Genomic DNA, 14664 nt, shown 5'->3' on the forward strand with positions numbered 1-14664 from the left:
TTTTTTAATGAATACTAAAAAATCAAACTATTTACTCAAACTACTTTTTCGACACTCAACAATGGTATTATAATTACATCCTAAAAGGTTTTTGTGTGAAAAAGATGGGAGATGGCGTTTTTTTAGTATATTTGAAAACGAGCTTTCTTACTTGTGTTAATAAAGAAGACCTAATCAAGACACATAAAATGTATCAATTCAGACGAAACATAGATTATACATACCTTGACGAAGTATATGGAGGTGAACGTGATATAATTTCCATGATGATGGGAGTATTCCTTTCAGATACTGTACCTTCTTGGGAGAGTGTGGCTCCTTTGCTAGCAAATCAGAATTTTGTGACGGCTGGTCAAGTGGTTCATCGTATCAAACCTTCATTTACCATGATTGGTTTGCAGGATTTCCATGAGCCTGTTCAGGCTTTAGAACATGCGCTTAAACAAGGTGCTGCCACGTCTGTTATTCTAGATTTACACAAGCTTATTACCGAAGAATTATCTCAGGTAGTGCCACAAATCGAAGCTTATCTTGCAGAAGAAGCCTAAGTATAGCCCGTGTGTATTAATTGAAAAGATGATGCCTTGCCCATCTGAAAGATTTCAAAAATTGCCTAAGTCCCAATCAAATTGATGTAAAAGTATCGAAAGAGCCTAGAATTGTTTGAAGAATAAATTTTTCAGACGTACTTCTTATGGAACAGTGTTTGTTGGATTCGATACCATTAGCGTATACTTAAATCCTTCCTACTAATTATATCAACTATTCTAGGGTATGAAACAATTAATTGAAATTTCCCTCCTTCTAGCGATTTTTTTAGTTTTTTACACTTATCTAGGCTACGGTATTTTGGCGTGGGTTTTGGTAAAAATCCGTAGTGTATTAGGCAAAAAATTTCATCCTTTTTTCGACCCCGAATATCTTCCCGATGTTACGCTGGTGGTTCCTGCCTACAACGAAATGAGTTGTATTGAAAGTAAGCTCTTCAACTCTTTGAGCTTGGATTACCCAGCCAAAAAAATTGAATTTCTTTTTGTTACAGAGGGCTCTACAGATGGTACAAGCGAATATATCGAGTCTGTGTGTGCTCAGTATCCAAATGTTCGTATGATTGGGGGCACTGCACGAAGAGGAAAAATTGAAGCCATGAATATGGCAGTACCAACCATCAAGTCGCCTATCGTAATATTTACAGATGCCAATACCACCTTGAATAATCAAGCCATAAAAGCAATTATTCGTCATTTTAAAGATGAAAAAGTGGGTGCTGTTGCGGGCGAAAAGCGTATTCAAACCAACGAAAGCGAAGCAGCTGCGGGTGCAGGCGAAGGTTTGTACTGGAAATATGAATCATTCCTAAAAAAGCTAGATACTCAGCTGTACAGTGTTGTTGGCGCAGCTGGCGAACTCTTCGCCGTTAGAACCAATCTCTTTAATCCTGTCGAAAAAGATACTTTACTCGATGACTTTGTAATTTCTCTACGCATTGCGGCTGATGGCTACAGGGTTATCTACGAACCAGAAGCTTATGCAATAGAACGACCTTCATTTTCTATTCAAGATGAAATGAAACGTAAAATAAGGATTGCTGCGGGTGGTTTTCAAGCCATAGCTCGACTAGGCTTTTTATTGAATATCTTCAAATATGGGCTTTTGTCCTTTCAGTATATCTCACATCGTGCCATGCGATGGGCTGTAGCTCCTTTTTGTTTGCCAATTATTTATTTCCTAAACCTTTTGCTTGTATTGCCATCCGAAAATGGCTTTTTGCCTCAGGCTTTTTATGGCGTTTTATTGCTTGCACAAACGGCTTTCTATCTTTTGGCAATTATAGGATATAGACTTGAAAACAAGCAGATTCGTATTAAACTTTTGTTTGTACCCTTCTATTTTTCATTTATGAATTGGTGTGCTATCAAGGGTTACATTCGCTATCGTAAAGGTCTTACGTCTGGTATCTGGGAAAAGGTGAAAAGGGCAGAATAGTTTTTACGTGTAAATAGGCACAAAATGTTTTCTGGGATGAAGGTTTAGTTTTTTCAATTTTATTTGTAAAAACTAGCTAGTAAATGAGTTTAGAGTGTGTGGGATTTTTATATCCCAACACCCTAAAATTTTACCTCTATTTTTTAAAAAAGTCCGGAATTTTCTCAATAATATTCATAATTTTCTTCAAATACCTTCTTGCCTCTCCTACTGGTTTGTACCCTTTCCAAGCAGTCTGATTTAGGTAATAATCAAACCTTTCCTTGTATTTTGGTAAACTATCATAAGTTTGATACATTGGTTTTCGACCTATAAAATGTATCAAATAAGGTGGTTCGGGGTATTCGTCCGAAGCGAAGGCATTCCATAGGGGACTGAGTTCGAGCCAACGATTTGCCATTACAATATTGAGCCCATATTGGTCAGGATAATTGGCGTATTTTTCATTATCCTTGATACATTGAACCACCTTTTCTGGACAATTTTCTTTTCTCCATTTGTCAATATCGATAACCAAAATCCCTGTATTAAAATATTTGGTATCTGCCGAAAAGCCTAATTCTTTATAATTCAGGATTCCTCCCCAAGAATTACTAAATACCAATAAACGGGGGTCTATGACTGCGCCCAACAAATTATCGCCCAAATCTATATTCCAGAGCTCTTCTATATCTTTTTCTACAATCATATCAACATCGAGGTAGATAATCTTGTCGTATTGTTCTGGAATAAAATAGGGGATAAAAATACGCGTATGGATATTTTTAGGATACGAACTGCGGTCAAAAGGAATATGCAAACTATCAGGAATTGCATCATCAAGTGGAATCCAATGCAATAGCATTTTGCTCGTATCCAATGATTGCGTAAGCTTTTTCCGACTCGAATTCGAAACCTTATCTTCTACAATAAATACCTCAATCAACTGAGAACCTTTATGATTGATTTCAATAGATTTTAGAAGTGCTGCTAATAATACCAAGTAATGATCATCGCAAGCTACAATAATGGCTATATTTTTATTTTTTTCCATGGTTGAAGGAATAAATTCTTATCTAATAAACAAAAGATTAGGTCTTTAAAAGAAATCGTTTTTCTCTTTATAGCACGCTTAGGACAAATGACAGTGTATGCCCGCCCCCTCTCTAAGAGTCATGTGGCGTGTGTAAGAATTTCTTTTTGGCTTCTCCCATTTTTAAAATTGCACGAATAAATCTAAAAAATAAGGAAGGCAACAGCATAATCTCCTTCCAAGTGATTAAGCGTTTCAGAAAATCTGGAGTGGAAATATAGAAAGTAAAAATTAAGGTTACTAACTGCCCCCAAGCCAAAACTTTGAAGTTGAAATCTCCAGAAAAAATTGAAACAAAAGCAAAAAACATAAGCATACCCAGCAAGATAATACGAGGAGGTAGAAGGGCTTGAAATACCTTATTAGCATAGTCGATATTTCCTTTGAACAAATGCACTATACCCGACACAAAATTTTGTTTTAGGTATTTAAACTGAGCTGCAATCCAACGAGTTCGCTGTTTTTCGAATACTTCAGCATTTTGTACTTTTTCGTCATATACAAAAGCATCCTCGATATAATCAAATACGATACCACGTTTCAAAAGTCGCATTTCTAGTTCTTTATCGAAACCACCAATAGCGTGAATTTCGGACATAACATCTACAAAAAGCCCATATTCAAACGCCATTCCAGAACCAATCAATGCAGATGAAAGCCCAAGTGCACGATGCCCTTTGCGAAGTATATGATTATTGATTTCCTCGCTGATGGCGTCCAAGATGGCCGTTGGAGAGTTGGTATTTTTGGCAGTACGATGACCTTGAACCACCTGATACCCCAAATCAAAAGTGGCATTGAGCTTGGTGATAAAATCGGTGGCCATAATATTATCTGCATCCAAAATGAGTGCTATGTCGTACGGTTCGGATAGTTGAGACATCGCATAATTTAAAGCCTTGGCTTTTGTGGAGGTTTCGAAGGTAACCTCATAAGTAGTTATCGGCAACTCACGCAGTTGAGCCACGGTTTCGGGTTTGAGCGAATCTGCAATAACGATTACATCAAACAATGCTTTTGGATAATCCTGAATCAGTGCTTTTTTAGCCGATTCTAAAATCACTTTATCCTCTTTGTAAGAAGGTAAAAACACAGCAAATTTTCTCTGGACTTTGGGTGTACGTGTGGTAGTATTGGCGTTTGTCACTTTACCAGCAATAGCAAATACCAAGAGATATAAGGTAAAAACACCCAAAAGAATCAGAAAAAGAATAGCTAAATTCAGAATAATGCCCATCTGCTTATTGATTTATAAGTTTGAAAAATTTCTATCAAAATGATTAGGAAAATGTGATTTAATCAGCTTTTAAAACTTTGCCAATAACCATTTAAAAATGGTTTGAAATACTCAAATTGTCGATTTTTTAAAAAGACTAAAAGGTTTTTAGGAATAGATACAAACGTGAAAAAGCTGAAACTAATTAGCCATTGCCAAATCTTAAAGTTGCGTCTCATAAACCAAAGCCTGTTGCGTGTAAGATAGAACATTTTGAGTGGACTATTGCGGCCTGTCGAAACCGATTCTTTGTGCAAGACAGTTGACTCTGCAACATACCACACCAAGAAACCGTCGTTGCGGCAGCGTTTGCACCAATCCAACTCTTCATAATACAGAAAGTAATCGTCGTGCATCGAACCTGTTTTTTCTAACACCTTTTTCGAAACAATTACCGCCGCCCCGTGTATGTAGCACGTTGGTCCGCTCTTATCATATTGCCCTTGGTCTTGTTGCTTTTTGCCATGTGGCTCGCCCCTTCCCGTTAGTACACTAATTTCGGGCGCACCAGCATACTGAATTAAATTATTCTCGTAAAAATATTTGATTTTGGGGCTAGCCATGCCTATTTGAGGATTGCTCTGCATGACTTTTACTAAAGGCTCCAAAAAGCCCTGTAGCACTTCGGTATCGTTGTTTAGTAGCAAAAGATAGTCGCCTTTGGCTTGTTTGATAGCCAAATTATTTCCGCCAGCAAAACCTAAATTCTCTGTACTATAGATAAACTTTACCCAAGGATAATCGGGTTCTAAAGCCTTGACATCAAACTGAGGACTGCCATTGTCTACTACAAAGAGCTCGTAATTAGGATATGTGATTTGACGAAAAGAATCCAGAAACTCGCGCGTGACTTGCGGCTGATTGTAGTTCACCGTAATGACCGACACGAGAGGATATGTGGAAAACGAACTATGCATATATGGCGGTAAATATGAGTACTGACTTAAAAGTAGTGAGCTTACTAAACAAGTATTTCCTTTTGCTCAGAGTTTACATTGAATTGGTATGCTTTTGGTAAATTTTTTCGAGCAATTGATTCAGCTGCTTGCCTCGTTGTTGCCATGAATTTTGTTTGGCCATTTCGATTCTTGCTAATTGCTTTTGGTCAGAATCTCGTTCTAATAAGCCCTTTGTAGCTCCAATAAAATCCTCCGTGTTTGTGGCAATGTGAACGGCATCACCAAACTCTGCTAAAGGTGCAAAGTCAGTTGCAACTACACCCAAACCTGCTGCTAGATACTCGTTTATTTTCATCGGATAAATTGCGGCAGTTTGCTCATTTTTAACAAAAGGAATAATTCCAATATGAAACTCTTTGAGATATTCCATCAAAGCACTTGGAGGTTTGGCTCCTTCAAACCGAATATTGGGTAATTCCCTGAGTGGGTCTGTCTGTGCCTTTACGTCCAACATATCATCTAGCACGCGTCCTACTATGATGATATCGGTATCTGGGAATTCTAGGGCCAATTTTTTGATAATACTATAATCAATCCGTTGGTCAATCGTACCAATATACCCAATCTTTTTTTTGGTACTTTTCTGAGAAAGTGGTACAAATGCTTGATGAAAAAGTTCGAAATCCACTCCGTTTTTGACCGTATCGATATGGCTATTAAACTGTTTTTTAGAATTTTGTAAGCCCTCCGATGATACAATTACATGATTGACCATTTTCATATATTGCGCCTCCAAGCGAGGGCCATGATCTTTGGCCCAATAACTTGCCCCGATTTCATCATAACAATAATAAGTCTGAATATGAGGCTTAAAGCTGTCAAAAAGGCCTATTCCATAACTTGGATTGAAGGCATTGACGACAAGGTATTTTTCACTTTTTAGTTTATCTAAGGCATTTTGAATTGTTTTGGCTTGCCAAAAAGCATTAAATCCTAAAAGCCTCTCAAACAAAGAGATGTTTTTGATAAAATTGATTGGAAAAACGGGTGGGGTTGATAGCACATAAATTGTTGCTCCGTTTTCCAAGCTAATGGTTCTTAACCTTTTTTTTAATCCTAAAATTCTTGCAACAGGAATGTTAAAGGGATTTTTGAAAATTGCCTGAATGACATCCTTTATTGTGTATTGATAATCGACGTATAAGACCCTTCGATGAGCGGCTAGCTCACTCATGAGTTGAATAGTACTCTTTACGTAATCACCCTCCCATGAAGGAAATGCGACACAAACAACATCAAAATTCATATCATGTGGTTGGTTAAGGGTAAAATCCATTTGGATTACTTGGTAAGATTCTGTTTTTGAATAAGAGCTTTTACAGAATCATGACGTACCGAATCAGGAATTGAGTCCATCAATGTCGGATCCAAAATCATACTATCTAAGCTTGGGATGATTCTTCTACTTTTGACTTTTGCAAGAGAATCTACCTGATTGCCGAGGATAAAATCCGTAAATTTTTCGTATTGAGACTCAGGCGTAGTTTGCCAAAACAAATACAAGGCACAAACCCCAACGAAGCCCATTGTTCCTAAGCCAGCAGAGAATTTAATCCAACGATAACGGCGCTTTTGAAGCACTCGATAATATCCCAAACCTTTAGCTTTTTCGGCCTTTATCCTCGATTGGCGATCGATAGGATTTGGCATCTCTACGCGAGTTTCTACAAAATCTGCTAAACCATTTTCGTTAAACCAAGCACTTTCCTCCTCTTTTTTGAGCATTTCGTATTTCAGCTTAACATTGGTACGTTTGCTTTGATGTCTTTTTATTAATAAATCTTTGAAAGTTCGTCTAAACCAAGAACGAACTTTAGGAATTTCACCAATAATTCCCTCCAGAAAGTCATGTTTTACCTTATTGAGAAGCAGACCAATAGGATTGGTGGTGGCCTCTATATAAGTCTGAAACACATACTGATCGGCACTATCCCATACACGCGTTGAATCGGCTAGCAGAAGTGTAAATGCTGCTTGTTTGACCAAATTCACTGGAATTGGATGGCTAATTAGAGGAGGCAATTCAAAAAAGATGTATTCACAATCGCTAAAAGTTTCTTGAATATCTACATCAAGTAAGGAAACCACACTAGCAAAACTACCTTTTAGTGTGTAGGCGTACGAAAACTCCTCATCCGAATAATTATGAGGATTGAGCCAGACACATTTTGTGCCACCTTCGTTGAGTCTCGAACACAATTTGCTGACAAAATAGCTTTTTCCCTCCCCTTTTCGTGTACTACACAAAATAACCAATTGAGGTATTTTGGTATTCCCAGCACTTAATTTTTTGATTCTTGAAATACACTGATTGAGTGTATAGGTTTCGATTACATTGAATAAAATATTGTGTTTTTGAGGGTCCACTAGCGGAAGGGCTCCTACAAAAGGAACACCAATTTCTTTTTCTGCTTTAATCGGATGCTTGAGAGAGTTATCCAAAAACTCACGTCCGACAATAGTCGCAATTACCAAAATCAAACCAGCCATAAATGCAGCTACAATCAATGTCATCCGTTTGGATGGCTCTGGTTTGCTAGGATAAATCGGCGGGTCTATCACACGGAGGTTAATCGACATCATGAGGTTTTGTTCTCGGATTTTACTCAAGTTCAAGCTTCCTAAAATGGTCAAATACTCCTTTTCTATTACGCCAATCTCTCTTTCGTAGCGACTAATCGTAGAACCGAGTGGGGCAAAACGGTCATATTTTATATCATATTCTCGTTTTACATCCTGTAATATCAACAGTCGGGCCTGACTTTTGTCGATAGAAATAACCGCATTAATCCATTCTGAAAAATACATTTTCGCAGGAATACCCGTTTTGGTATTACTAAGCTCATAATATTCGATAACATTACTTTTGAATCGACTTTCAAGTTCACTGAGCTTTTCTCGAACTCTAGCGATTTCCTGCTCTCTAGGTTTCGATTCAAATTCCATAAGAGTCAACCTCGTTGTGTAAAGGTTGATTGAATCGCGCAGGGCTGCAAATCGTTTGCTCTTGGCCACCAAGTCTTCCTTGAAGCCAATTTTGTTTTCTAAATCTTTTAAGACTGCACGATTTGATTCTATTTCAGAAATGAGCGCTTGGATACGTTCTTCCAAGTCACCTTCTTTAACGGCTACAATTTTGGTTTGTTCGTAATAATTGATAATCCTATTTTGACTCGAAAAATCAGTTAGTTTATCCTCCGAGTTTTTCAACTTAGCACTTACGTTACGGAGCTGTTCCTCAAAATAGGCTACTACATTTCCTGTTTCGTTAATTTTTATTTGCTTGTATTTCTGAATAACAACTTGCGTAATCAGCTCCAAGGTTTTTTTCACCACAGCAGGGTCACTTGCCGAATATGAAATTTGCACCATATCGCTATTGTTTTGGCGGTTTACGCTAAAACGCGACAGAATACCAGCGCTAGAGTAAATTCCTTTTTCGGCTCCCATGAGTACTTTAGCAATTTTGCTTTGAGGTTTCATGATATCCTCATATACATTTTGTAAAGTTTTCTCATAGGTAGAATCGGCTAGCGCTTTTATTTCTTTTTCTGACAAAACTTCGCGAAGCTTGCCAAAAGTATATTTGCTAGCCACTGCCGAATCTGGCTTGGTTAGCATAATATGCTGCGCCAACAATCTCAAACCCACTTCTTCCATAGAGCTTTTCGACTTCATGGTATTGAAGAGGTTATCAAAGGCATTATTAACGGTTACGTTATCAATTTTTGTGGTTCCACCAGATTCGATATTGTAACCCGACGCCAAGCCTGTATACAGCAAAGAGTTGGCGGTATATTCACGTACCTCGTTTTTGGTCAGGCGAAATACCGTAGCTGCAAGTGTAATTGGCAAGAGAATTACCACCCACTTGAACTCAATAAGCAACCTAACAAATCGAATCAAACTCATAATATTTAATATAATCTTTTACCTATCAAAACCTCTAATAGCCTTACATTCATGATAAAAGTTTGCTTGGCATTTTCATAAGCGACAGAAATATTGGCTGTGGATTCTAGTATCTTTGCCATGTCAGCTACATTGATTTGTCCTTCAGCAAATTCGCGTTCCGCCATTTTTTTATTAACCAGGGTAGACGTTTTCATTTCTATGGCTACTTTTAGGGCCTCGTGCGCACTAATAACTGCGTAATATTTGGCAATGACCTCGTTTTTGATTTGGTCGGTAACCATATTTTTGGATTCTTGAGCAATAGTTTTTTCGGCTTTAGCTATTTTGGTTATATTTTTTTGGGACAAAATAGACTGAATCGAAAATGTGGCTCCTACAGCAAAACGATACCCATTATTAAAATTTGAAAATGCTTCGAGGCTACCATCTGCTTGTTGCACCAACAATGACTGATTCCCAGCCGAGTAGTTTGTCCCTAAACTTAGCCCATTGGTCCATTGTCGTTTTTGAATCAAGTACTGCTGATCAGCTTTTTTGATTTGCTCATCTTGTTGTTTTAGCGCTGGAGAGTGCTGTATTGCCAAGTCAATAATTTCTTCGAGAGGTGGCAAATTAAAATCAGTCTCAGGGCTTTGTGGCGATGTACTCTGGGCAAAAGTCAATACTGCACTGAAAAAAATCAGGCAGCATGCATATAGCCATTTTTGACAAGCTCCTAGAAAAGCAATTTTCTTATAAATCATCATAAATCAGACATTCTCAGATTGAAGTAAAGCAGGGAAAGTCTTTAGGATTATCATCAAATCCATTTTGAAAGAGAAATTTTTTGCGTATTCAATATCCAACTGAATTCTTTCTTCTTCGGTCATATCTTTCTTTCCTTTTCCCCTTTTAGTTACCTGCCACAAGCCTGTTAAACCTCCAGGACCTGCAAAACGATAAATGTAATCATCTGTTGTAAGTTTTTCGGCCTCATAAAGTGGCAACGGGCGGTTTCCTACCAAGGATATATCGCCAGTAAAGATATTAAACAATTGAGGGAGTTCGTCGATACTAGTATTTCTCAAAAATTTTCCTAAGCGGGTAATACGTGGGTCATTCTGAAACTTCATAAAAGCCACTTTACTGTTTTTTTCTAACAAATACTGTTTTTCACAAACTGTTTTGCCATCCAGATACATCGACTGCTCGCAATTGATGCCCTTGGCACGACAAGTGTCACAAAGCCCATCATTGACTTTTTGGGTATTTTTTTCTTTTGAATACATATTCAAATCTCCCATGTTTTTGATGAGCTGGTCAGCATCTGTACGCATAGTTCTGAATTTGTACAGGTCAAAAATTTTATAGCCCGCTCCTACACGTTTAGATTTGTAAACGATAGGTCCTTTTGAATCTAGTTTTATCAAAATTGCAACAATAATCAATAAAGGAGAAAGCAACAAAATTGCAGCTCCAGTCGACAACACATCAAAGGTACGTTTCCACCAAGGGATTTTTACATCCAATACATTCGATTTGGTTTGTTGCATGGCTACATAATGACGACGACGAATGAAGTAGTCTAATCGCACTAATAAATCTCCACGGTCAAATTTATTGGTAAAGACATCATCTCCTTTTTTATTCAAAATCTCTTTTACAAGCCCATAGTTAAGCTCATTGGAGGTAATGATGACAGGTAAAGTTTTGGTCCAGGCATTTTCTCTTACTTGTTCCAAAAATTTAATTCCGCCCAAATATTTACTAATGATTACTGCATCAGGAGCATATTTTGTTTTGAGTAACTGGAGTGCCTCTTCGGCCGAACCCAATACTTGTACCTGTATATCTTGTCCAAATTTTTTCAGAAAGTTGACAACTACATCGGAATCATTTTCCACAAGAAAGACCTTTTTCTGTGGTTGTGAGTATTCATAATTTTCCATATAAAATATAAAGTCGGTGGGTTGGCACATAAGTAATTGTGTAAAGTGCAATTTAACGAATTGAACATGTAAAATAGTGATATCTAAAACTTTACATTGACAATTTGTAAGGCATAATTCAGCACAAATACTTAATTGGGTCTGTGTTAGCTTTCTTTAGTAAAAGGGTTGTATTCTTCGCATAATTGCTTTGATTTTTGCTTGTACTTCCATTGGATTAAATGGTTTTAGCATAAAATCGTCGGCACCAATGTTTAAGCAATCAATTCTTTCTTTACTTTCATCGGTACCCGAAAGAATAATTACAGGAATTTGACCAAAAAGATTACTTGCTCTGAGAATTCTCAAAAACTCTTTACCACTAAGGTTTGGCATGTTTAAATCGGCGATAATAAAATCTACATCGTATCCGCCTTCGAGTAGCGCTAGCGCTTCCATGCCATCACCTTTTACGACAACATTAAAATCTTTTTTTAAGAAATGCTCGAGTACTATGCGAGTACTAGGTTCATCATCAATTATTAGGAGTGTCAATTGCTTGTCCATAATATTCATCTTTAGTAAAAACGTACAAAAACGCAATACTCAAATATATTGCTACATTGGTGGGTAGTTGCCCCAAAATCTGATTTCCATAACAAGCTACAAGAATCCCAAACATTCCACTGTAAAGGGCGACCAACTTATCGCGCAGCAAACAGGGGGGTATCTTCCAGAGCCGCAGCCCAAAGTATATCATAAAGGTCAAGAGCATACCTATATGTACATACAATCCTACAACGCCACATTCTGCCCAAATTTTGACATACCAGCTATCAAGCGCCGTTACAGCCAAGAAAGTCCCAGGCGAAAAACGAATCCCCCAAAAGCCAGCCGAACCGATACCTCCTCCAATTGGTCTTGAAGCCAAGTATCCTCTAAGTTTGGCCTGATTGATTAGTCGCAATTGTAGGGATGGGTCGTTGGGGTCTAAACCCGTACGCATTCGATTGATTTGGTAGTTGCTTTGTCCAATCTTTGTATACTTTAACATCACAAAAAATGATACCGCGAACATACCGCCAACCACAAGCATTTTGTAATTTTTGGACATACCCAAATACGACATAAAGCCCCCCATTACCACAAAAAGCGCACCGCGAGTTCCTGAAATGGACATTCCCCACAAACAGAATAGACCGCCAATCAGATAAAAGAGCTTGAAGTTACGAGTGGCAAAGGGTGATAAGCCCAACAATATGCAAATCAGACCAATATGCCCCATGGCAGCTCCGTATTGTCCGGCATCTGAGTAAAAAGAAAATACCCTGAGTTTTCCGAAAAGAATATGTGTAATAGCATTACCTGAGTCCATCCAAGCTTGCTCCCAGCGGTCGAGCCCAACAAAAAGCTGCCTTGCCCCCCACAGCGTTGCAATACAAGAGGCTATCATCCAAATTTTTAGTACTCTATCCAAATGCTTTTCGGTGCGCATCAAGATAATACCTAAAATTACGATTAAGACAAGGTATAAAATCACAGCGCGCATGGCATAAAACCATGCTTCTTTGCTTCTGGCTTCAGGGTTAAAAAACTCCATCATACAGTAGGCTCCCCAAACATAGATAGCAATCAAAATTGGATTACGTTTCATATCTGGCCAAGGGTCGCCCTCAAAGCTTTTGAAAAACTCAGCTAACAGGGCTATCACCAAAAAAACATCAATCGACAAACCCAAAGGGCCTGCATTGGCGTATCGCCCTACACCATTGACAAAAAAAGAAAAAACGAGTACTGTATAAAGTCCAAGTACTGGATTACGGAAAATCGCAATCAGATACCCAATCACAAAGGGCATGGCTATAATGGTTGCTGCTCCCATAATTTGGGCTTTGGCAACAAACACACCAAGAATAATTCCTGCGAAAATTATTCCAGAAATATATAATACTTGTTTTGTTGTAACTCCCATTAAAGCGTAATTATCGAAACTTGGTTACCATAACTAATCCCTTGTGAATTAATAGCATACGCTCGAATATAATAAACAGTTTTTGAATTCAAATCAGTTAGAGCACTACTAAATGAACCAGCCGAACCTTGCCTAAAAATAGTTCGTTGGTTCTGAATACTCGGATTGGGACTTGTGCTCCAGCAATGCCCATATTCTGTTACCTCAGAGCAACCAATGTTCGAAATCAAACCATTTGCAATTGCCCCTTGCGTAGAAATATTATCAATAATACCCGATACGACAGATGGCGCGGTTTTGCACGAGGTTATATAAGTTAATTCTTTGCCATACGAGACCCCAGCCGCATTTTTGGCATAGGCACGAATGATGTATTTGGTATTGTTACTCAATCCTCTAAGTTGACTAGTAAAATTTCCTTGTGAGAGTGCAGAAGTAAAAATCGTACGTTGATTATTAATCGTTGGAGTAGATAGCCCCCAGCAATGTCCATATTCGGTGATAGTGCTGGCACCTTGTGTGTTGATTGTACCTTGTACGCTGAGTGTACCTATAGCTTCGTCCGAGACAGCTCCTGTAGCTACATCTGGTAATTGAACAGGTAAGGTTTTGAAAGAGACTTGGTTTGAATAAAAAGTTTTGAGGCCAATTCTTGAAAATGCCCGTACATAGTAGGTACTAGATGGCGAAAGGTTGCTCAGTGTGCTCGAAAACACTTCTATTAAAGGCTGACCTGAAATACTAACTAATGAGTCGCGCGTAGTAGGCTCACCAGTTTTGTTCCAACAAATTCCGTAAATATTGATGGTGGTATTCCCCAAGCTTACGAATTCGGTGGTTACTGTAGCTTCATAGTCTTTCACAATCCAGTTTGGCCTGATAGTCATTTCGGGATACGTAAGTTGGTCTTCCAATTTACAAGCCCCCACCACCAAAAGTAACAGGATAAACAATGAATGTTTTAACATCTCAAACAAAGTATAGTTCAATAATTAGTAAAACGACAAAAACCTTGCCAAGCCGTTATTACACACAACCCCGAATTTGTTTGAATATATAAAAAATTCAATATTCAACACCAAAATTATCAAAAATAATTTTTTCTAAATAACGGTAACTATCAAAAAAGAATGGTAAATGTATGTATATCGGCTTAGGCTCAAATTTATTAATTTGGAGAAAAGCAACACGAATAACGAATCGTTTGCTGATTAATTACTCCTCTTTAAAACTATACTACTCGGGCGATTAAAATATAGTTTTTCAAGTATTCAAAAATATTTTGTTGGTAGTGCGCAGAGATAAGCGATTCAATTTAAACGCATTATGGTATGTATTTCAAAAACTTTCTTCAAAAATATTTTTGACTCAATTCCTTTCTGGTCATAAAATTACCCAGCACGGCAATTGAATGTTTAAGGTAAGTTGGTATGTAAAATAAAATTTAGGTTTATTTTGAGTATTAACTCAAGTAATCATACAGAATTATATTTAAGTTTTGTGTTTTAGGGACAAGGCAACAGGCATAAGGCAAAGAGTGTTAAAATATTTTTAACGACCACGGACATGCATTTTTC

The 14664-nt window shown here is 37.8% G+C and carries 12 protein-coding genes; 2 read left to right on the forward strand and 10 right to left on the reverse strand.

Annotated features, from left to right (window positions below; all coding sequences use genetic code 11):
* Positions 1 to 95 precede the first annotated feature (95 nt).
* Together ACOVQ4_RS21320 and ACOVQ4_RS21325 are read left to right on the forward strand one after the other, a co-directional pair.
* Entirely contained in the window at positions 96 to 548 is a 453-nt protein-coding gene (locus ACOVQ4_RS21320) for an Hpt domain-containing protein (RefSeq protein ID WP_421822618.1), read from the forward strand.
* A gap of 226 nt (positions 549 to 774) precedes the next feature.
* Positions 775 to 1986 carry a glycosyltransferase family 2 protein gene (locus tag ACOVQ4_RS21325; protein WP_421822619.1) on the forward strand — a complete coding sequence of 404 codons (1212 nt, stop codon included), beginning with the start codon at positions 775 to 777 and terminating at the stop codon, positions 1984 to 1986.
* Positions 1987 to 2122: 136 nt separating this feature from the next.
* Here ACOVQ4_RS21325 and ACOVQ4_RS21330 read toward each other — a convergent pair whose 3' ends face one another.
* The 10 genes from ACOVQ4_RS21330 to ACOVQ4_RS21375 form a co-directional block, all read right to left on the reverse strand.
* Positions 2123 to 3019 carry a glycosyltransferase family 8 protein gene (locus ACOVQ4_RS21330; protein WP_421822620.1) on the reverse strand — a complete coding sequence of 299 codons (897 nt, stop codon included), beginning with the start codon at positions 3017 to 3019 and terminating at the stop codon, positions 2123 to 2125.
* 112 nt (positions 3020 to 3131) lie between these two features.
* Positions 3132 to 4295: a glycosyltransferase gene (locus ACOVQ4_RS21335; protein ID WP_421822621.1), complete on the reverse strand. Its 1164-nt coding sequence runs from the start codon at positions 4293 to 4295 to the stop codon at positions 3132 to 3134.
* A gap of 62 nt (positions 4296 to 4357) precedes the next feature.
* On the reverse strand, positions 4358 to 5251 hold the full coding sequence (locus ACOVQ4_RS21340) for a glycosyltransferase family 2 protein (protein ID WP_421822622.1): 894 nt from the start codon (positions 5249 to 5251) through the stop codon (positions 4358 to 4360).
* Positions 5252 to 5324: 73 nt separating this feature from the next.
* Complete coding sequence (locus ACOVQ4_RS21345; RefSeq protein ID WP_421822623.1) at positions 5325 to 6569, reverse strand: glycosyltransferase; 1245 nt, start codon at positions 6567 to 6569, stop codon at positions 5325 to 5327.
* Between the two features lie 5 nt (positions 6570 to 6574).
* The gene (locus tag ACOVQ4_RS21350; protein ID WP_421822624.1) at positions 6575 to 9205 is read right to left on the reverse strand and encodes a GumC family protein; all 2631 of its coding nucleotides are present in this window, start codon (positions 9203 to 9205) and stop codon (positions 6575 to 6577) included.
* Positions 9206 to 9210: 5 nt separating this feature from the next.
* Complete coding sequence (locus ACOVQ4_RS21355) at positions 9211 to 9954, reverse strand: TolC family protein (RefSeq protein ID WP_421822625.1); 744 nt, start codon at positions 9952 to 9954, stop codon at positions 9211 to 9213.
* Positions 9955 to 9957: 3 nt separating this feature from the next.
* Positions 9958 to 11136 carry a sugar transferase gene (locus ACOVQ4_RS21360; protein ID WP_421822626.1) on the reverse strand — a complete coding sequence of 393 codons (1179 nt, stop codon included), beginning with the start codon at positions 11134 to 11136 and terminating at the stop codon, positions 9958 to 9960.
* 156 nt (positions 11137 to 11292) lie between these two features.
* Complete coding sequence (locus tag ACOVQ4_RS21365; RefSeq protein WP_421822627.1) at positions 11293 to 11682, reverse strand: response regulator transcription factor; 390 nt, start codon at positions 11680 to 11682, stop codon at positions 11293 to 11295.
* On the reverse strand, positions 11651 to 13087 hold the full coding sequence (locus ACOVQ4_RS21370) for an O-antigen ligase domain-containing protein (RefSeq protein WP_421822628.1): 1437 nt from the start codon (positions 13085 to 13087) through the stop codon (positions 11651 to 11653). Before ACOVQ4_RS21370 ends, ACOVQ4_RS21365 begins: the two co-directional genes overlap by 32 nt.
* Complete coding sequence (locus tag ACOVQ4_RS21375) at positions 13087 to 14055, reverse strand: hypothetical protein (protein WP_421822629.1); 969 nt, start codon at positions 14053 to 14055, stop codon at positions 13087 to 13089. Before ACOVQ4_RS21375 ends, ACOVQ4_RS21370 begins: the two co-directional genes overlap by 1 nt.
* Positions 14056 to 14664: the final 609 nt, after the last annotated feature.

This window comes from Flectobacillus sp., from assembly GCF_049240685.1.
Classification (GTDB): domain Bacteria; phylum Bacteroidota; class Bacteroidia; order Cytophagales; family Spirosomataceae; genus Flectobacillus.

Excerpts from the sequence above, each read along its gene's own strand:
- ACOVQ4_RS21335 (WP_421822621.1), bottom strand. The coding sequence starts at position 4,295 with ATGGGCATTATTCTGAATTTAGCTATTCTTTTTCTGATTCTTTTGGGT.
- ACOVQ4_RS21345 (WP_421822623.1), bottom strand. The coding sequence starts at position 6,569 with ATGGATTTTACCCTTAACCAACCACATGATATGAATTTTGATGTTGTT.
- ACOVQ4_RS21370 (WP_421822628.1), bottom strand. The coding sequence starts at position 13,087 with ATGGGAGTTACAACAAAACAAGTATTATATATTTCTGGAATAATTTTC.
- ACOVQ4_RS21355 (WP_421822625.1), bottom strand. The coding sequence starts at position 9,954 with ATGATGATTTATAAGAAAATTGCTTTTCTAGGAGCTTGTCAAAAATGG.
- ACOVQ4_RS21325 (WP_421822619.1), top strand. The coding sequence starts at position 775 with ATGAAACAATTAATTGAAATTTCCCTCCTTCTAGCGATTTTTTTAGTT.
- ACOVQ4_RS21365 (WP_421822627.1), bottom strand. The coding sequence starts at position 11,682 with ATGGACAAGCAATTGACACTCCTAATAATTGATGATGAACCTAGTACT.
- ACOVQ4_RS21330 (WP_421822620.1), bottom strand. The coding sequence starts at position 3,019 with ATGGAAAAAAATAAAAATATAGCCATTATTGTAGCTTGCGATGATCAT.
- ACOVQ4_RS21360 (WP_421822626.1), bottom strand. The coding sequence starts at position 11,136 with ATGGAAAATTATGAATACTCACAACCACAGAAAAAGGTCTTTCTTGTG.
- ACOVQ4_RS21350 (WP_421822624.1), bottom strand. The coding sequence starts at position 9,205 with ATGAGTTTGATTCGATTTGTTAGGTTGCTTATTGAGTTCAAGTGGGTG.
- ACOVQ4_RS21375 (WP_421822629.1), bottom strand. The coding sequence starts at position 14,055 with ATGTTAAAACATTCATTGTTTATCCTGTTACTTTTGGTGGTGGGGGCT.
- ACOVQ4_RS21340 (WP_421822622.1), bottom strand. The coding sequence starts at position 5,251 with ATGCATAGTTCGTTTTCCACATATCCTCTCGTGTCGGTCATTACGGTG.